We start from the raw sequence: 19,208 nt of genomic DNA, 5'->3' as shown, positions 1-19,208 counted from the left end.
TGGAGAAGGACACCAGGGGAGGGTTCGCCGATGGATCTCGCCTTCACGCCGGAGGACGAGGCGTTCCGCGAGGAGGCCAGGGCATGGCTCCTGGCGCACGTCCCGGCGGCTCCCCTCCCCTCGCTGGAGACGGCGGAGGGCTTCGCGGCCCATCGCGCCTGGGAGGCCGAACTGGCCGCGGACCGCTGGTCGGTGGTCGACTGGCCGACGGAGTACGGCGGCCGGGACGCGGGGCTCGTCCGCTGGCTGCTCTTCGAGGAGGAGTACTACGCCGCGGGCGCCCCCGGCCGCGTCAACCAGAACGGTGTCAGCCTCCTCGCGCCGACCCTCTTCGACCACGGTACGCGGGAGCAGCGGGCGCGGGTGCTGCCGCCGATGGCCCGGGGCGAGGTGGTCTGGGCGCAGGCGTGGTCCGAGCCTGAGGCGGGTTCGGATCTGGCGTCGCTGCGCTCCAAGGCGGTGCGGACGCACGGGGGTTGGCTGCTGAGCGGGCAGAAGACCTGGTCGTCCCGGGCCGCGTTCGCGGACCGCGCCTTCGGTCTGTTCCGCAGCGACCCTGACGCCCCGAAGCCCCATCAGGGCCTGACCTACCTCATGTTCGACCTGCGGGCGCCCGGCGTCACGGTCCGCCCGATCGCCCGTCTCGACGGCAAGCCGGCCTTCGCCGAGCTGTTCCTGGACGAGGTGTTCGTGCCGGACGCGGACGTGATCGGGGAGCCGGGTCAGGGCTGGCGGATCGCGATGGCGGCGACGGGCAACGAACGCGGGCTCACGCTCCGCTCCCCCGGCCGCTATCTGGCGGCGGCCAACCGCCTCCACGCCCTGTGGCGCGAGCAGGGCAGCCCGGACGGGGCCAGGGCCCGGGTCGCCGACGCGCTGATCGGCGCCCGCGCCTACCAGCTCTTCACCTGCGCCGCCGCCTCGCGTTTCCTCGACGGCGAGTCCCTCGGCCCGGAGTCCAGCCTGAACAAGGTCTTCTGGTCGCAGTACGACATCGCGCTCACGGAAACGGCCCTCGATCTGCTGGGCGCGGAAGGCGAGTTGGCGGACACCGAGTGGTCCGAGCGGTATGTCTTCGCCCTCGCCGGCCCCCTCTACGCGGGCACCAACGAGATCCAGCGCGACATCATCGCCGAACGCCTGCTGGGCCTGCCGAAGGGGCGACGCTGATGCGACTCGTGCTCGACCGCGAACAGCGGGCGTTCGCCGACTCGTTGGAGGCCCTGCTGGCCGGAGCGGACACGCCTTCCGTCGTACGGGAGTGGAGCCTGGGCCAGCACGGAAGCGGGCGCGCACTCTGGGGACGGCTAGCGGCGGCCGGCGTGTTCGCGCTGGCCGCCCCGGAGGAGTACGACGGGGTCGGCGTCCGCCCGGTCGAACTCGCCGTCGCCTTCCTGGCGTTGGGGCGCCACGCCGTCCCCGGCCCACTCGTCGAGACGGTCACCGCGGCCGTGCTCCTCCCCGTACCGGACCTCGTCAAGCGGCTCGTGTCGGGCGAGGTCATGGCGACGGTGGCGTACGACAGCCCGTACGCCCTGGACGGTGACGCGGCCGGTCTCCGCCTCGTCCTCACCGCCGAGGGCCTGCACCACGCCACCGGCCACGGCCCCGTACGCCCGTCCCTGGACCCGGCCCGGCGCCTCACGGCCCTGGCCCCCGACGAACTCCTCACCGCCACCCCGCCCATCGAGCAGGCCCTCCTGCTCGCCCGCCTCACCACCGCCGCCCAGGCCCTCGGCGTCGGACTCGCACTCCTCGACCGGACCGTCTCCTACGTCGGGCAGCGGACTCAGTTCGGCGCCCCCATAGGCGCTTTCCAAGCGGTCAAGCATCAACTGGCCGACGCGAAGGTCGCCTTGGAGTTCGCCCGCCCCCTCGTGTTCGCGGCCGCGCTGACCCTGGACCCCGCCGACGTCGCCGCCGCCAAGGTCACGGCGTGCGAGGCGGCGTACGCCACCGCCCGCACCGCGCTCCAGCTGCACGGCGCGATCGGCTACACGGCGGAGTACGACCTGTCCCTCTGGCTCACCAAGGCCCGCGCCCTGCACACGGCCTGGGGCAGCCCCGAGGCGTGCCGGGACGCGGTCCTCAATGCTGCTGATGGTCCCCGCTGGTGAGCTCCCGGTACTCCTCCGGCGTCGGCTTCGGGATTTGGGTCTCCGGCCCGAACATCGCCCGGGCCAGCCGCGCCCGCACCCGCATGGAGGCGGTGACCGGGCGGCGGACGCCGTGGGCGTCGACGAGCGGGCCGATCTCGTAGTGGCCGTTCTGCTCGTGCTGGGTGAGGGTGTGCAGCTGCGCCTGGGCGAGGGGCTCGTGGACCTCGACGTACTCCCCGTGCGGCAGCCGCCGGATGACGCCCGACTCCCTGCCGTGCAGCACCTTGTCCCGGTCGCGGCGCTGGAGCCCGAGGCAGACCCGCTTGGTGACGACGAAGGCGAGCACCGGCACCACGAAGACGGAGATCCGCACGAACCAGGTGATCGCGTTGATGGACAGATGCAGATGCGTGGCCACCACGTCGTTGCCGCCGCCGATCAGCAGGACCACGTACAGGCTCAGCCAGGCCACACCGAGGCCGGTGCGTACGGGGACGTTGCGCGGCCGGTCCAGGATGTGGTGCTCGCGTCTGTCACCGGTGATCCACGCCTCGATGAACGGATAGGCGCCGATGGCGGCCAGGATCAGCGGGAAGAGCGAGAAGGGGATGAAGACGCCCAACTGGAGGGTGTGGCCCCAGGCGTTGATCTCCCATCCCGGCATCACCCGGATCAGCCCCTCGGAGAAGCCGAGGTACCAGTCGGGCTGGGCGCCGGTGGTGACCAGGTCGGGGCGGTACGGCCCGAAGGCCCACACGGGGTTGATCTGGGCGATGCCGCCCATGAGCGCGAGCATGCCGAAGACCAGGAAGAAGAAGCCGCCGGCCTTCGCGGTGTAGACCGGGAGGAAGGGCATGCCGACGACCGACTTCTCGTTCCGGCCGGGCCCCGGGAACTGGGTGTGCTTGTGGTAGAAGACCAGGATCAGATGCGCGGTGACCAGGCCCAGCATGATCCCGGGCAGCAGCAGGACATGGATGGGGAACAGCCGCGGGATGATGTCGTGGCCCGGGAACTCCCCGCCGAACAGGAAGAACGACAGATACGTGCCGATGATCGGCACGGACAGGATGGCGCCCTGCGCGAAGCGGATACCGGTGCCGGACAGCAGGTCGTCGGGGAGCGAGTAGCCGGTCAGACCGGTGAGGATGCCGAGCATCAACAGGGTCCAGCCGAAGACCCAGTTGACCTCCCGCGGCTTGCGGAAGGCGCCGGTGAAGAACACCCGCATCATGTGCACGAGCATGCCGGTGACGAAGACCAGGGCCGCCCAGTGGTGGATCTGCCGGATCAGCAGCCCGCCGCGCACATCGAAGCTGATGTCGAGCGTGGACTCGAACGCCCTGGTCATCACGATGCCGTTGAGGGGCTCGTAGGAGCCGTTGTAGACGACCTCGACGCCGCTCGGTTCGAAGAACAGGGTGAGGTAGATGCCGGTGAGGATGATCACGATGAAGCTGTAGAGACAGATCTCACCGAGCATGAAGGACGGATGGTCCGGAAAGACCTTGCGCATGTTGGCCTTGGCCAGCCCGTACAGACCGAGCCGCCCGTCCGCCCAGTCGGCGAGCTTCTCACCGCCGCCGGGCGGACCCGAAGTACGCCTGTCCGCCCGTCCGTTGACCGATCGCGCGCCGTCCATACGTCGCCGCCTCCCGTCGGATCAACTTCAGGGTGGCACGGTCGCCCGGCTAAGCCAACGGGTCGTCAGCGGCGTTCACGCGCGCGGCGGGATGATGCCCTGCGCCCGCGCGGCCACCAGCCACTTCGGGAACTCGCCGACGAGTCGGTCGTACAACTCGGTGTCGGAGACCTTGCGCGGCTCCGCACCGGCGTGGAAGAAGCCGGCGTTGTCGACGGCGCGCTTGTCGGGGACGGCGAGCTCGTCGAGTTTGCGCAGGTAGTCGAACTGCTTGCTCTTCGCGTCCCCGAAGCCGATGAACTGCCAGAACAGCGGCAGCCGGGCCGCCTTGCACAGATAGCGTTCCGCGGCGAGCTTGTTGATGGGGCCGCCGTCGGTCTGGAACACGACGAGGGCGGGTTCCCGGGAGCCGCTGTCGAGGTAGTGGTCGATGACCGCGTCCATCGCCAGGTGGTAGCTGGTCTTGCCCATGTGCCCGAGCCCGGCCACGATCCGGTCGATGCGCCCCTCGTGGTCGGCGAGGGCGATCTCCGTCTCGGCGTCGACGTCGGTCGAGAAGAAGACGACCGGGACGGTGCCGTCGTCGTCGAGGTGCGCGGAGAGCCCGAGCACCCGGTCGGCGAGGGCCTGGACACTGCCGTCGGCGTAGTACGGCTTCATGGACCCGGAGTAGTCGACCACGAGGTAGACGGCGGCCCGTAGCCCGTCCAGGCCGTGCTTGCGCAGCGAGACCCCCGCGCTCTTGTACAGGTTCACCAGCGCGGGTGCCGTCTCCTCGACCTTGCTGAGGCTGATCGCCGCCATTCGTTCCCCCACTGTCTCTCTCATCACAGGCATTCGATATTTTGTTCGCCGCCGTCCCCACCGGCTCACAGATCGTCCCATCTCCGAGGAGCCGGCCGTGGAACCCGAGGCCACCGAGTCCGCCGTCACCACCTGCTTCCGCCATCCCAAGGTGGAGTCCCACGTCCGCTGCACCCGCTGCGACCGGTACATCTGCCCGGACTGCATGCGCGAGGCGGCGGTCGGTCACCAGTGCGTGGAGTGCGTGAAGGAAGGCGCCCGGTCGGTGCGGCAGGCCCGCACGGTCGTCGGCGGCCGGGTGTCGGCGGTGCCGCTGGTGACGTACGTACTGATCGGGCTGAACGTGCTCGCGTACGTCGGCGAGGTGGTCCGCCCGCAGATCGTGGACCGTTTCGCGATGCTCACCGCGGGCCTGGTCGGCCCGGACGGCGGTCACTACCTCTACGAGTCCTCATACCCCTCCGACTACCACGCCGAGGGTCTGGTGGCCGGCCAGTGGGAACGGCTGCTGACCAGTGGCTTCCTGCACCTGGAGCCCACCGAGGGGACCTTCGGGCTGCTGCACATCGTGATGAACATGCTCTCGCTGTGGCAGCTGGGCCGGGCCGTGGAACCGGCGCTGGGCCGGGCCCGCTACCTCGCGCTCTACCTCCTCGCGACGGTGGGCGGTTCCGTCGGTGAGGCCCTGCTCGCCGACCCCGGCACGGAGTCGCTGGGCGCCTCGGGGGCGATCTTCGGCCTCGCCGCGGCCTACTACGTGCTGGCCCGCCGGGGCGGCGCGGACATGCGCGGGGTGAACCGCTTCATGGTCTACATGCTGGTCTGGCTGGCCGGCTCGGCCTTCGTCACGTCCTGGCAGGGCCACCTCGGCGGCCTGCTCACCGGCGGTGCCGTCGCGCTCGCCTACGCGTACGCTCCCCGAGGGCCGCGGCGCGCCCTCATCCAGACGGCCGCCTGCGTGGCGCTCCTCGCGCTGCTCGTGGTCCTGACGCTCGTGAAGATCTCGGAGTTGACCCAGTGAGACGAGTGGGTGTCCCGCTGCTCGCGGCCGTTCCCGTAGCCATCGCGGCGGGAATCTTCTTCCTCTCCCCCTCGGACTCCTCCGAGTCCGAGTCCGAGGCACCGGCCGCCACCTCCCCCTCGAACAATCGCTCGGACGACGACAAGGCCCTCGCCTCGCTCCCCGCGGGCCTCGCCGCCCCCGCCAAGAAGGAGCTGGCCCAGCAGCTCGTGGCGAGCGCCGAGAACTCCACCCTCGACTGGCGCACCGCCTACGCCTACGTCGAGGACATCGGCGACGGCCAGGGCTACACGGCCGGCATCATCGGCTTCTGCACCGGCACCCACGACCTGCTCACCCTCGTCGAGCGCTACACGAAGGACCACCCGGACAACGGTCTCGCCCGCTACCTCCCCGCCCTGCGCGAGGTCGACGGCTCGGACTCGCACGAGGGCCTGGACCCCGGTTTCACCGCGGCGTGGAAGGCGGAGGCGAAGGTCGAGGCGTTCCGCGAGGCCCAGGACGCGGAACGCGACCGCGTCTACTTCGACCCCGCGGTCCGCCTCGCCAAGCTCGACGGGCTCGGCGCCCTGGGCCAGTTCGTCTACTACGACGCCATGGTCTTCCACGGCCCCGGCACCAACGCCACCAGCTTCTACGGCCTGCGCGAGAGCGCCATGAAGAAGGCCGACCTGCCCTCCGAGGGAGGCTCCGAGAAGGCCTATCTCAGCGCCTTCCTCGACGTCCGCGAGGCCGCGATGCGCACCCGCAGCGCCGACATCGACACCTCCCGCGTCGACACGGCCCAGCGCCGCTTCCTGCGCGAGGGCAAGCTGGAACTGGAGACGCCGTTGACGTGGGCGGTGTACGGGGAGACGTACAAGGTGCCGTAGACGACAGGTGCGAGAGGGGCCGCGCTTTGCTCTGCCGAGTCCGCCCACGGCCAAAGGGGCGCGGGGAACTGCGCGACCAGCCACAACGGACCCGCAGACGAACGATGGCCCTCAGTCGCCCCATGCGTCCTTCAACACCCCCTCCGCCGGCTTCCCATGCGGCGAATACGCCAGCCTCGCCGGCGTCTCCCCGCTGTCCGGCCAGTCGTCCCACATCCACCAGCAGACCCCGGCCCACCAGCGGCGGCCGGTGAAGGTGTCCAGCAACGCCCGGTAGGCGGCGGCCTGTTCGGCGTCCCCGGCGCGTTCGCTGAGGTCCCAGGCGTACGGCGCGGTGGTCGCGCCGCGCTGGCTGACGTACCCGGCCTCGGTGAACAGCACGCGCCGGTCGTGCCGTTCGGCGAACGCGGCGAGCTCCTCGGCGATCGGCCGCCAGGCGCGCCGCAGTTGAGTGACGTCGGTCGTGGGCTTCTCCGCGAGCGGCCAGTAGGCGTCGATGCCGATGACGTCGAGCTCCTTCCAGAAGCGGACCTGCGTGTACTCGTCGTAGTTGGCGGCGTAGGTCAGGGTGCCGTCGTAGCGGTCCCGGACCGCCGCGATGACCCGGGTCCACGCCTCGCGGTCGCCGGAGACCCCGGCGAGTTCGGTGCCGACCGCGAACTGCTCGACGCCCGTGTCCGCCGCGAGGTCGGCGTAGTGGGTGATGAAACGGCGGTACGAGGTGAACCAGGCGGCCCGGTCACGGGGGCGGATCTCGGCGCGGTCGCCGTCGCCGGGCAGATCCACGTGCGGCTTGATCATCACCTGGAGGCCGGCCCGGTGCGCGCGGCGCACGATCCGGCGCAGGCTCGCGTCGCTCGCGGTCTCCTCGGTGGGGTGCATCTCCGTGTCGGTGCGATGCCGCTGGTACCAGGTGGGCGTGAAGGTGACCCAGCGGGCCCCGGTGGCCTTGATGTCCCGCAGATAGCGGGGGGCGGCGGGGCTGTCGTAGTCGGTGCGGTACCAGGAGGGCAGGGTGATGCCGCGCAGGGTGGCCCCCGGTCGCTTGTGGTCCGCGGTGCCGGTGGTGGTGCAGCCCGCGGCGGCGAGGAGGGCCGCCACCGCGGCAGCGGCGACGACCCTCCTCTTCACGGTGGTGGCCCTCACAGGCTGGTCGGGCTGACGAAGGTGTAGCCCAGGGCCTTGATGCCGTCGATCGTGTCCTTGAGCGGCTGGGTCGGGTAGTACGGGTGGTAGAAGAAGCTGGCGAAGCCGTCGCGGACGGCCAGGTTGGCCTTGGCCGAGGCGATCAGGTCGGCCGGCAGCCTCGCCGGGTGGTTGTTGTAGGCGTCGGGTTCGTAGTTGCCGATGTTCTCGGGCAGCACCTTGGTGCCGTACACGTCCTTGACGACGTACGGGAAGAACTGGCCGATGAACACGTTGGGCCCGGCGGAGTTGCCGCTGAGCGTCCCGGAGAAGTAGAGCGAACGCTCCAGGCGGGCCGAGAAGTTGGCGCTGACGGCCTTGTAGTCGGTGGCCGAGGCCGCGTAGTGCGGGGTGGTCCACAGCGTCGGCCTGGGCAGCCCGACGGCGGCGAACGCGGCCAGCGCGCTGGTCACCCGGCCCTGCGCCCAGAGGGTGGAGTCCCCGGCGACGGGGCCGTCGTAGACCACGTTGTCCGAGGCGTCGACATGCGCCCGGTAGAACTCGAAGTCGTCGCCGGTGACCCCGTTGTAGGGGTTGGCGACATTGCCGTACTGGTGGGTGTAGCCGTGGTCCATCAGGACCGCGCCCCTGGCCAGCATGTACTTCAGGGCGCTGACCACCTGCGGCCGCTGGGCGAGCGTGAGCGTCTGCGGGACACCGTTGTTGTAGGTGCCGTTGGGGTCCGTGTAGACGGGGATCACGTTGATGCCGTACGCGATGTTCTGCGACTTGAGGTAGTCGGCCATCGCGCGCAGTTCGGCCGGGTCGGAGTCGGGGCTGATGTCCTCCAGGCGCAGCAGCGCGCGGTGCCGTTCGGTGGTGGCCGGCGCGAGGGCGTCGAAGAGGAGGTCCTCCAGGGCGATGACGCGGTCGTTCTCGGAGACGTAGGCGAACGGGATCTCACCGATGTAGGTGAGGTTCGAGGAGCGGACCGCCCATCCGAAGGTGTGCCCGTTGGAGGTGTCGAGTCCCTCCGCGAGCCGGGTGACCGCGGGATAGCCGGGGCCGGTGAGGACGTTGGGGCGCAGCACACCGCCGTCCTGGCCCGCCGGGATCTTCCGGGTGAGGGCCTGGTTCTTGTACGTCACCTGCGTCACGGCCCCGATCGAACCGCCGTCCTCGTAGTACGACGTCGTCGGATCCCAGCCGTACTTCTGGGTGAACTGGGCTACGCCCACCGAGTTCGCCATGTTCCAGATGTTGGCGCCCATCCACAGCACCGGCTTGGTGGTGGTGGAGGCGTCCTGGTAGAAGGCGGCCGGGACGGCGTCCGGGACGTCGCAGCAGTAGTAGGTCGAGCCGATGTAGATCACGGCCGAGTACGACTCGACGAGGCCGGCCGTGTACTGCTGGACCGGCTTGGCGGTCACCGTGCCGAAGTGGCCCGCGAGGTTGGCCGCGGCCATGGCGTACAGCTCGCCCAACTGCCCGTAGGGGCCCGCCGTGTCGTAGAGCACGAGGGTGCTGGGGTCGGCCGCGGCGGCGACGTCGGCGGCCTGGAGCAGGGTGGCCTGCCGAGTGACCGTCGAGGCGGTGCGGGCCGGGAGGACCGCGGTGCTCGACAGCGTGGTCGCGGAGGTCTTCCGGCGTTTCTTGTCGTGGCGTGCGTCGTCGGCCTTGAGCTGGGCCTTCGCCCACCCTTTGAGGTCGACGCGATTCAGTCCGGATTTCCCACCGGTGTTTTCATGGCCATGTCCATGACCTTTCGGTGCGGCCTGGGCACCGGCGGCCAGGAAAGTGCCGCTCAACAGGGCGGCGATCAGCAACAGGAGCACGGAAAACTTCGAGATTCCTCGTCGCCGAGGACGGACCATCGGTCTCACGATCATTCCCCCCCCACTTTGCATGAATTTTGTGAGCGCCAGGAGACCCTACCGGAAGATCGCACATTGTCCTCTTTCCGAATAGTCTGCCGAGTCGCCCTCGACTTCTGCTACGTTCACCTTCGCGCGATGGGGACGCGCTGTGAAATGTGGGGGGACAATGTACGGACGACCCGCCCTGGGGGCTCTGCTGCCCCTGGCAGGGGCGATGGCCGCGCCAGAAGCTGTACCGGGGCTACCTTTGGCCAAAGCTCTACAGGCAACGGCGGGAGCCGGATTTCTGTTCTATTGCCTGACGGCCTGTCTCATATTGCTGGCCCGGATACGACTGCGCCGTCAAGTACAAAGGACGCAGGTCGGTACCGGGAGCACTCATGATCACTGAACTGCTGCTGTGGGCGAGCATCACTCTGATCATTATGGCCGGGTGCTACAACACGAGTCTCTTTCTGTTGTCGAGGCGCAGAATTCGCCGTTCCCGAACCGACCGGAGAGACCGGTTCTACGTATTTCTGCTCGCCTGTCTCAACGAGGAGAAAGTGCTTTCTGAAAGCCTGGCGCGCATCACTTCGCTGCCCGCCCGGAATTTCATGGCCCTGGTCATCGACGACGGCTCGGACGACCGCACCTTCCAGGTCGCCAGGGCCGCCGATCCGGCCCTGGTCCGGGTGCACCGGCGCACCCCGCCGAACTGCCGCAAGGGCAAGGGCGCCGCCCTCAACGACGGGGTCCGCCATCTGCGCGAGTCCGGCCTCCTCGCCGGCCACGACCCCGCCGACGTCGTCCTGTGCGTGGTCGACGCCGACGGGCGGCTCGATCCGCACGTCGTGCAGTCGGTCGACCCGTACTTCGACGACCCGCGCACCGGCGCGGTCCAGGTCTGCGTGCGGATGTACAACCGGCACCTCGGACTCCTCGCCCGTATGCAGGACATGGAGTTCGTCGTCTACGGCGACGTCTTCCAGAGCGCCCGCCGCTACATCGGCAGCGTCGGCATGGGCGGCAACGGACAGTTCATGCGGCTGTCCGCGCTCAACACCCTTGATGGGGACGGGCCTTGGAGCGACAGCCTCACCGAGGACCTCGACCTCGGGGTGCGGCTGATCGCCAAGGGCTGGACCAACCAGCACTGCACCACCGCCGCCGTCTCCCAGCAGGCCGTGCTCAGTCTGCGCCGCCTGATCCGGCAGCGGTCCCGCTGGTTCCAGGGCCACTTGCAGTCGGCCGGACTCGTCCCGCTCATCCTCAGGGACGTGCCCACCAGAGCCGCCATCGATCTGCTGTACCACCTCTCCAGCCCGGTGCTGATCCTGCTCACCTCGCTGCTGCCGCTGTCCTTCCTCGTCGCCTTCGGCGCCACCACCGTGGCCTCCGTGCAGGTGGGACACCCGCTCGTGTCCCCGATGTGGTTGCTCGGCCCGTATCTGCTCTCGTTCACCGCCGCCTACGCGTACGGCTTCGTGTACGCCAAGCGGGAGCGGGAGTTGGGCCTGGTGCGCTCGGTCCTGCTCGCGCACGTCTTCGTCTTCTACGGCTACATCTGGTTCGCGGCCGGCTGGTGGGGCTTCTGGCGGATGCTCACCGGCCAGCGGGGCTGGCTCAAGACCGCGCGTACATGACGACGTAGAACCGCTCACCGAGGACATTCAGGCCGCGCTCGATCCCCGCGCGGGTCCTCGCACCACCTCTCATCACCCTCACGTGGTCGCTGCGCCGATCACGCATGCCCAAGGGGGGCACCCATCATGTCCACACCTCCGTCAGCCCTGCCCGTTCGCGCCATGCTGGTGCTCGGCACCCGGCCGGAAGCGATCAAACTGGCGCCCGTGGCACGGGCGATGGCCGCCGGGCCACAGTTCGAACCGCTCGTCGTCACCACCGGCCAGCACCGCGAGATGCTCCACCAGATGCTCGGCATGCTGGGGGTCGACGCCCGCATCGCCCTCGACGTGATGCGCACCCGGCAGCAACTCTCCGACCTGACCGCCCGGTTGGTCCGGGAGCTCGGCGGGGTGCTGCGCGAGCAGCGTCCCGACCTGGTGGTGGTGCAGGGGGACACCACCACCGCGCTGGCCGGCGCCCTGGCCGCCTTCTACGAGAAGATCCCGGTCGCCCATGTCGAGGCGGGCCTGCGCACCGGCGTCATCGACAACCCGTTCCCCGAGGAGCTCAACCGCAGCCTCATCGGCCGTATCGCCCGCTGGCACTTCGCCCCCACCCCGGCCGCGGCCCGCCATCTCACCGACGAGGGCGTCCCCGGCGAGCAGGTCTTCACCACCGGCAACACCGTCATCGACAACCTGCTGTGGGTGCTGACCGAGGGCGCCGGGGTCTCCGCGTTCCGCACCGACGCCAAACGCATCCTGGTGACCCTGCACCGCCGCGAGAACCAGGGCGAACGGATGCGCGGCATGGGGCGGGCGCTGGCCCGGCTCGCCCGGCGCGGGGACCTGGAGATCGTGCTGCCGCTGCACAAGAGCCCGGCCGTCCGCGAGGCACTGCTGCCCGAACTCGAAGGCCACCAAGGCATCTCGCTCGTCGAGCCGCTGGACTACCTGGACTTCGCGGCGACGCTGGCCGAGTGCGACCTCGTCCTCACCGACTCCGGCGGCATCCAGGAGGAGGCGCCGAGCCTCGCCAAGCCCTCGCTGGTGCTGCGCACCACCACCGAGCGGCCCGAGGCGGTCGAGGCCGGGGCGGCCCGGCTGATCGGCACCGACCCGGAGGCCATCGTGACGTGGGCGGAACGGCTGTTGGACGACCCGGCGGAGTACCGGCGGATGGCGACCGCGGGCAACCCGTTCGGCGACGGCGAGGCCGCGCACCGCATCCTGGGCCAGCTGGCCGAGGACTTCGCCGCCGATGTCCCGGTCGGCCTGACGGCATCCGGGCCATACTCGACGGCATGACACGCAGGGGTGGTCGGGTCACCGGACTGGCACTGGCTCTCGCCCTGGCCGCGATCGTCGCGATCACCGTGAGCCAGTGCCGGGGCGACGACTCCCCGCCCCCCAGGCCCTGGATCGACGGCACCACCCACGGCCGTTGGCTGTCGGTGTTCAACGGCATGGGCACCAACCACGGCGACAACGCCTCGCTCACCCTCTCCCCCATGGCCGCCGAGGACCCGGGCACCACCCATGCGGGCCTGGTGGTGAGCACCGCCGTCTACACGGACGTGCGCTACGAGGCACGGATGCGGACGCTGAAGCAGCTGCGCTCACCGAAGCCGAACCCGTGGGAAGTGCCGTGGCTGGTCTGGGCGTACACCGACCCGGAGCACTTCTACTACATCACCCTCAAGCCGAACGGCTGGGAGCTCGGCAAACGCGACCCGGCCTACCCGGGCGGCCAGCGCTTCCTGGCGACCGGCCGGACCGAGTACCCCGTAGGTCCCTGGTACGACGTCCGGGTCGAGCAGCGCGGGACGGCACTGTCCGTGTCGGTGGACGGCGAGCCACTGGTGCGGTTCACGGACGCCGAACTGCCGTACAACCAGGGCCGGGTGGGCGCGTACTCGGAGGACGCGACGGTGGAGTTCGAGGGCCTCAAGGCGTCCGCCGGGTGAAAGGGCGACGGCGCCCGCCCATCGTCCGGTCGGGGACGAGATGGGCAGGCGCCGTCAGTGTTCCGTACGCCGTTGTACGGGACGTCTATGCGGGTGTGATCACACCATCAGCGAGCGGTCGGTCGGCCGGATCGGGGCCGGCAGGTCGCTGGCGCCGGTCAGGAACCGGTCGGTGCCGCGGGCGGCCGAGCGGCCCTCCGCGATCGCCCACACGATGAGCGACTGACCGCGGCCCGCGTCACCGGCGACGAAGACACCGGGGACGTTGGTCTGGAAGTCGGCGTCGCGGGCGATGTTGCCGCGCTCGTCGAGTTCGAGACCGAACTGGTCCACCAGGCCGTTCTCCCGGTCGGTGCCGGTGAAGCCCATGGCGAGGGTGACCAGCTGGGCGGGGATCTTGCGCTCCGTGCCCGGCTTCTGGGTCAGCTTGCCGTCGATGAACTCGACCTCGACGAGGTGCAGCCACTGGACGTTGCCGTCCTCGTCGCCCTCGAAGTGGGTGGTGGAGACGGAGTAGACCCGCTCACCGCCCTCCTCGTGCGCCGAGGTGACCTTGTAGAGCATCGGGAAGGTCGGCCAGGGCTGGTTCGGGGCGCGGTCCTCGCCCGGCTTCGGCATGATCTCCAGCTGCGTGACCGAGGCCGCGCCCTGGCGGTGGGCGGTGCCCACGCAGTCGGCGCCGGTGTCGCCACCGCCGATGACCACGACGTGCTTGCCCTCGGCGGTGATGGGAGCGGTGACGTAGTCGCCCTCCTGCACCTTGTTCGCCAGCGGCAGGTACTCCATGGCCTGGTGGATGCCCTTGAGCTCGCGGCCCGGGGCGGGCAGGTCACGGGCGGTCGTCGCACCGGCGGCGATGACGACGGCGTCGTACCGCTTCTTCAGGTCGGTCGCCTTGAGGTCGCGGCCGATCTCGATGCCGGTGCGGAAGCGGGTGCCCTCCGCGCGCATCTGCTCGATGCGGCGGTTGATGTGCCGCTTCTCCATCTTGAACTCGGGGATGCCGTAGCGGAGCAGACCGCCGATGCGGTCGGCGCGCTCGTACACCGCGACCGTGTGACCGGCCCGGGTGAGCTGCTGGGCGGCGGCGAGGCCGGCCGGGCCCGAGCCGATGACGGCGACGGTCTTGCCCGACAGGCGCTCGGGGATCTGCGGGTCGACATCGCCGCTGTCCCACGCCTTGTCGATGATCGAGACCTCGACGTTCTTGATGGTCACGGCCGGCTGGTTGATGCCGAGCACACACGCCGACTCACAGGGCGCGGGGCAGAGGCGACCGGTGAACTCCGGGAAGTTGTTGGTCGCGTGCAGCCGCTCGCTGGCGGCCGCCCAGTCCTCGCGGTAGGCGTAGTCGTTCCACTCGGGGATGAGGTTCCCGAGCGGACAGCCGTTGTGACAGAACGGGATACCGCAGTCCATGCAGCGGCTGGCCTGCTTGCTGATGATCGGCAGCAGGGAGCCGGGGACGTAGACCTCGTTCCAGTCCTTCAGCCGTACGTCGACCGGACGGGACTTGGCGACCTCACGGCCGTGGTTCAGGAAGCCCTTGGGATCAGCCATTGGTCGCCGCCTCCATCATCTTCTCGGTGATCTCGGACTCGGAGAGTCCGGCCTGCTCGGCGGCGGCCTTGGCGGCGAGCACAGCCTTGTACGTGCTGGGGATGATCTTGCTGAAGCGGTCCACCGCGGTGTCCCACTCGGCCAGGAGCTTCTCGGCGACCGTGGAGCCGGTCTCCTCCTGGTGGCGGCGCACGACGTCGTGCAGCCACTGCTTGTCCGCGTCGTCGAGCGCCTCCACGGCGTTCACGTTGCCGACGTTGACGTTGTCCTTGACGAGGTCGATGACGTACGCGACGCCACCGGACATGCCGGCCGCGAAGTTACGGCCCGTCTCGCCGAGGACCACCGCGTGACCACCGGTCATGTACTCGCAGCCGTGGTCGCCCACGCCCTCCGAGACGACCGTGGCACCGGAGTTGCGGACGCAGAACCGCTCGCCGGTACGGCCGCGCAGGAAGAGCTCGCCGCCGGTCGCGCCGTACGCGATCGTGTTGCCCGCGATCGTCGAGTACTCGGCGAGGTGGTCGGCGCCCCGGTCGGGACGGACGATCACCCGGCCGCCGGAGAGGCCCTTGCCGACGTAGTCGTTGGCGTCGCCCTCCAGGCGCAGCGTGATGCCGCGCGGGAGGAAGGCGCCGAAGGACTGGCCCGCGGAACCGGTGAAGGTGATGTCGACGGTGTCGTCGGGCAGGCCCGCGCCACCGAACTTCTTCGTCACCTCGTGGCCGAGCATGGTGCCGACCGTGCGGTTGATGTTGCGGATCGCGACCTGGGCGCGGACCGGCTGGGCGTCGGTCGCCGAGTCGGCGGACAGCGCGTCGGCGGCGAGCTTGATGAGCTCGTTGTCGAGCGCCTTCTCCAGGCCGTGGTCCTGTTCGATGACCTGGTGCAGCACCGCGCCCTCGGGCAGCTCGGGCACGTAGAAGAGCGGGGCCAGGTCCAGGCCCTGCGCCTTCCAGTGGTTGACCGCGCGGGTCACGTCGAGGGTCTCGGCGTGGCCGACGGCCTCCTCGATGGTGCGGAAGCCCAGCTCGGCGAGGATCTCGCGGACCTCTTGGGCGATGAACTGGAAGAAGTTCACGACGTACTCGGCCTTGCCGGAGAACCGGTCGCGCAGCGTCGGGTTCTGGGTGGCGATGCCGACCGGGCAGGTGTCCAGGTGGCAGACGCGCATCATGACGCAGCCGGAGACGACGAGCGGCGCGGTCGCGAAACCGAACTCCTCGGCACCGAGCAGCGCGGCGATGACGACGTCACGGCCGGTCTTGAGCTGACCGTCGGTCTGCACGACGATGCGGTCGCGCAGGCCGTTGAGCAGCAGGGTCTGCTGGGTCTCGGCGAGGCCCAACTCCCAAGGACCACCGGCATGCTTGAGGGACGTCAGCGGCGACGCACCCGTGCCACCGTCGTGACCCGAGATCAGTACGACGTCCGCGTGGGCCTTGGAGACACCCGCGGCGACGGTACCGACACCGACCTCCGACACCAGCTTCACGTGAATCCGCGCCTGCGGGTTCGCGTTCTTCAGGTCGTGGATCAGCTGGGCCAGGTCCTCGATGGAGTAGATGTCGTGGTGCGGCGGCGGGGAGATCAGACCGACACCCGGGGTGGAGTGACGGGTCTTGGCGACCCACGGGTAGACCTTGTGGCCGGGCAGCTGTCCGCCCTCGCCGGGCTTGGCGCCCTGGGCCATCTTGATCTGGATGTCGTCCGCGTTGACCAGGTACTCGGAGGTCACACCGAAGCGGCCGGAGGCGACCTGCTTGATGGCGGACCGGCGGGCCGGGTCGTAGAGACGGTCCGGGTCCTCGCCGCCCTCACCGGTGTTGGACTTGCCGCCCAGCTGGTTCATCGCGATGGCGAGGGTCTCGTGGGCCTCACGCGAGATGGAGCCGTAGGACATGGCGCCGGTGGAGAAGCGCTTGACGATCTCGGAGACGGGCTCGACCTCGTCGATGGAGATCGAGGGGCGGTCCGACTTGAAGCCGAAGAGTCCACGGAGCGTCATCAGCCGCTCGGACTGCTCGTTCACGCGGTCCGTGTACTTCTTGAAGATGTCGTAGCGGTTGGCGCGCGTCGAGTGCTGGAGGCGGAAGACCGTCTCCGGGTCGAACAGGTGCGGCTCGCCCTCACGGCGCCACTGGTACTCGCCGCCTATCTCCAGCGCGCGGTGCGCGGGAGCGATGCCGGAGGCGGGGTACGCCTTCGCGTGCCGGGCGGCGACCTCCTTGGCGATGACGTCGATACCGACGCCGCCGATCTTGGAGGCGGTGCCGTTGAAGTACTTCGCGACGAAGCCCTCTTCGAGACCGACGGCCTCGAAGACCTGGGCGCCGCGGTAGGAGGCGACGGTCGAGATGCCCATCTTCGACATGACCTTCAGGACACCCTTGCCCAGGGCGTAGATCAGGTTGCGGATGGCCTGCTCGGCCTCGATGTCGGAGAGGAAGGTGCCCGCGCGGACGAGGTCCTCGACGGACTCCATCGCCAGGTACGGGTTGACCGCCGCGGCGCCGAAGCCGATCAGCAGGGCGACGTGGTGGACCTCGCGGACGTCACCGGCCTCGACCAGCAGGCCCACCTCGGTGCGCTGCTTGGTGCGGATGAGGTGGTGGTGCACGGCCGCGGTGAGCAGCAGCGACGGGATCGGCGCGTGCTCGGCGTCGGAGTGGCGGTCCGACAGGACGATCAGCCGGGCGCCGTTCTCGATCGCGGCGTCCGCCTCGGCGCAGATCTCCTCGATGCGCGCGGCGAGGGAGTCGCCACCGCCGGAGACCCGGTACAGACCGGACAGCGTCGCGGCCTTGAAGCCGGGCATGTCGCCGTCGGCGTTGATGTGGATGAGCTTGGCCAGCTCGTCGTTGTCGATCACCGGGAAGGGCAGGGTGACCGTACGGCAGGAAGCGGCCGTCGGTTCGAGCAGGTTGCCCTGCGGGCCCAGCGAGGAGCGCAGCGAGGTGACGAGCTCCTCGCGGATGGCGTCCAGCGGCGGGTTGGTGACCTGCGCGAACAGCTGGGTGAAGTAGTCGAAGAGCAGCCGCGGACGCTCGGAGAGAGCGGCGATCGGCGAGTCCGTGCCCATCGAACCGATGGGCTCGGCACCGGCCTTGGCCATCGGGGCGAGCAGGACGCGCAGCTCCTCCTCGGTGTAACCGAAGGTCTGCTGGCGGCGGGTGACCGAGGCGTGCGTGTGCACGATGTGCTCGCGCTCGGGCAGGTCGGACAGCTCGATCTCGCCGGCTTCCAGCCACTCCGCGTACGGCTGCTCGGCGGCGAGGGCGGCCTTGATCTCGTCGTCCTCGATGATGCGGTGCTCGGCGGTGTCGACGAGGAACATCTTGCCGGGCTGGAGGCGGCCCTTGCGGACGACCTTGGCGGGGTCGATGTCGAGGACGCCGACCTCGGAGCCGAGGACGACGAGGCCCTCGTCGGTGACCCAGTAGCGGCCGGGGCGCAGACCGTTGCGGTCGAGAACCGCACCCACCTGCGTGCCGTCGGTGAAGGTGACACAGGCCGGGCCGTCCCAGGGCTCCATCATCGTGGAGTGGAACTGGTAGAAGGCGCGTCGGGCCGGGTCCATGGAGTCGTGGTTCTCCCACGCCTCCGGGATCATCATCAGCACGGAGTGCGGCAGCGAACGCCCACCGAGGTGGAGGAGTTCGAGGACCTCGTCGAAGGACGCCGAGTCGGAGGCGTCCGGCGTACAGACGGGGAAGACGCGGTCGAGCGCCTTGTCGTCCGTCCCGAACAGGTCGGAGACGAGCTGCGACTCGCGGGCCACCATCCAGTTGCGGTTGCCCTTGACGGTGTTGATCTCACCGTTGTGCGCGACGAAGCGGTAGGGGTGCGCGAGCGGCCACGACGGGAAGGTGTTCGTGGAGAAGCGCGAGTGGACGAGGGCGACGGCCGAGCCGAAGCGGCGGTCGGACAGGTCCGGGAAGAAGGGCTCCAGCTGACCGGTGGTCAGCATGCCCTTGTGGACGATCGTCCGCGCGGACAGCGAGGGGAAGTAGACGTCGACCTCGCGCTCGGCGCGCTTGCGCAGCACGAAGGCCTTGCGGTCGAGGTCGATACCGGTGCTGGCGCCGTCGGCGACGAAGATCTCGCGGAAGACGGGCATGGTCGACCGGGCGGTGGCACCGAGCAGCTCGGGCGCGACCGGAACCTCACGCCAGCCGAGGACGGTGAGGCCCTCTTCGCCGGCGATCGTCTCGATCTTCGAGACGGCGTCCGCGGTCCCGTCCTCGGGCAGGAAGGCGATACCGACGGCGTAGCCGCCGGCCTCGGGCAGCTCGAATCCCGCGACCTCACGGAAGAAGGCGTCCGGGACCTGGGTCAGGATGCCCGCGCCGTCACCCGAGTCGGGCTCGGAGCCGGTGGCACCGCGGTGCTCCAGGTTGCGCAGAACCGTGAGCGCCTGCTCGACCAGCGCATGGCTCGCCTCGCCGGTGAGGGTGGCCACGAAACCGACGCCACAGGCGTCCTTTTCGTTGCGGGGGTCGTACATACCCTGCGCAGCAGGGCGAGCATCCATGAAGGACCAGTTCTGGCCATTCGCGGAATGCTGGGACGGCTGGCGCGGCGTACGCATCGGCTCTCCCGTCGTCGTCTCAAGTGGCATATGTGCTGTGCCG

General features: G+C 69.7%; 13 protein-coding genes. 7 read left to right on the top strand and 6 right to left on the bottom strand.

Annotated features, from left to right (window positions below; all coding sequences use genetic code 11):
- The first annotated feature begins 30 nt into the window (after positions 1-30).
- Both OG885_RS33280 and OG885_RS33275 read left to right on the top strand, forming a co-directional pair.
- Entirely contained in the window at positions 31-1,170 is a 1,140-nt protein-coding gene (locus tag OG885_RS33280) for an acyl-CoA dehydrogenase family protein (protein WP_405737934.1), read from the top strand.
- The gene (locus OG885_RS33275) at positions 1,170-2,117 is read left to right on the top strand and encodes an acyl-CoA dehydrogenase family protein (protein WP_405737933.1); all 948 of its coding nucleotides are present in this window, start codon (positions 1,170-1,172) and stop codon (positions 2,115-2,117) included. The genes OG885_RS33280 and OG885_RS33275 overlap by 1 nt, the downstream gene beginning before the upstream one ends.
- Here OG885_RS33275 and OG885_RS33270 read toward each other — a convergent pair.
- Both OG885_RS33270 and OG885_RS33265 read right to left on the bottom strand, forming a co-directional pair.
- On the bottom strand, positions 2,089-3,741 hold the full coding sequence (locus OG885_RS33270) for a cytochrome bc complex cytochrome b subunit (protein WP_405737932.1): 1,653 nt from the start codon (positions 3,739-3,741) through the stop codon (positions 2,089-2,091). The genes OG885_RS33275 and OG885_RS33270 overlap by 29 nt on opposite strands.
- Positions 3,742-3,816: 75 nt before the next feature.
- The gene (locus OG885_RS33265) at positions 3,817-4,545 is read right to left on the bottom strand and encodes a vWA domain-containing protein (protein WP_405737931.1); all 729 of its coding nucleotides are present in this window, start codon (positions 4,543-4,545) and stop codon (positions 3,817-3,819) included.
- A gap of 97 nt (positions 4,546-4,642) precedes the next feature.
- On the opposite strand from OG885_RS33265, the gene OG885_RS33260 reads away from it, so the two are divergent.
- Positions 4,643-5,566: a rhomboid family intramembrane serine protease gene (locus OG885_RS33260; protein ID WP_405737930.1), complete on the top strand. Its 924-nt coding sequence runs from the start codon at positions 4,643-4,645 to the stop codon at positions 5,564-5,566.
- A complete protein-coding gene (locus OG885_RS33255; protein ID WP_405737929.1) occupies positions 5,563-6,438 on the top strand; it encodes a chitosanase in 876 nt (291 codons plus the stop codon). Before OG885_RS33260 ends, OG885_RS33255 begins: the two co-directional genes overlap by 4 nt.
- A gap of 111 nt (positions 6,439-6,549) precedes the next feature.
- Here the strand turns inward: OG885_RS33255 and OG885_RS33250 are convergent, their stop codons facing one another.
- Complete coding sequence (locus OG885_RS33250) at positions 6,550-7,569, bottom strand: glycoside hydrolase family 113 (protein WP_405737928.1); 1,020 nt, start codon at positions 7,567-7,569, stop codon at positions 6,550-6,552.
- Positions 7,570-7,580: 11 nt separating this feature from the next.
- The gene (locus OG885_RS33245; protein ID WP_405737927.1) at positions 7,581-9,398 is read right to left on the bottom strand and encodes a DUF2334 domain-containing protein; all 1,818 of its coding nucleotides are present in this window, start codon (positions 9,396-9,398) and stop codon (positions 7,581-7,583) included.
- A 422-nt stretch (positions 9,399-9,820) separates the two neighbouring features.
- On the opposite strand from OG885_RS33245, the gene OG885_RS33240 reads away from it, so the two are divergent.
- The 3 genes from OG885_RS33240 to OG885_RS33230 all read left to right on the top strand — a co-directional run bounded on the left by OG885_RS33240 (position 9,821) and on the right by OG885_RS33230 (position 13,014).
- Positions 9,821-11,065: a glycosyltransferase family 2 protein gene (locus OG885_RS33240; RefSeq protein WP_405737926.1), complete on the top strand. Its 1,245-nt coding sequence runs from the start codon at positions 9,821-9,823 to the stop codon at positions 11,063-11,065.
- A gap of 126 nt (positions 11,066-11,191) precedes the next feature.
- On the top strand, positions 11,192-12,355 hold the full coding sequence (wecB, locus tag OG885_RS33235) for a non-hydrolyzing UDP-N-acetylglucosamine 2-epimerase (RefSeq protein ID WP_405737925.1): 1,164 nt from the start codon (positions 11,192-11,194) through the stop codon (positions 12,353-12,355).
- Positions 12,352-13,014 carry a calcium-binding protein gene (locus OG885_RS33230; RefSeq protein ID WP_405737924.1) on the top strand — a complete coding sequence of 221 codons (663 nt, stop codon included), beginning with the start codon at positions 12,352-12,354 and terminating at the stop codon, positions 13,012-13,014. The genes wecB and OG885_RS33230 overlap by 4 nt, the downstream gene beginning before the upstream one ends.
- A gap of 99 nt (positions 13,015-13,113) precedes the next feature.
- On the opposite strand, the gene OG885_RS33225 is transcribed toward OG885_RS33230, so the two are convergent.
- A complete protein-coding gene (locus OG885_RS33225; RefSeq protein ID WP_329340278.1) occupies positions 13,114-14,574 on the bottom strand; it encodes a glutamate synthase subunit beta in 1,461 nt (486 codons plus the stop codon).
- The gene (gltB, locus tag OG885_RS33220) at positions 14,567-19,165 is read right to left on the bottom strand and encodes a glutamate synthase large subunit (RefSeq protein WP_405737923.1); all 4,599 of its coding nucleotides are present in this window, start codon (positions 19,163-19,165) and stop codon (positions 14,567-14,569) included. The genes OG885_RS33225 and gltB overlap by 8 nt, the downstream gene beginning before the upstream one ends.
- Between the last annotated feature and the right edge of the window lie 43 nt (positions 19,166-19,208).

It is taken from the genome of Streptomyces sp. NBC_00028 (assembly GCF_045041065.1).
Classification (GTDB): Bacteria; Actinomycetota; Actinomycetes; order Streptomycetales; family Streptomycetaceae; genus Streptomyces.
Note: the sequence above shows the minus strand (reverse complement) of the source record. Positions and strands in the feature narration are given on the sequence as shown.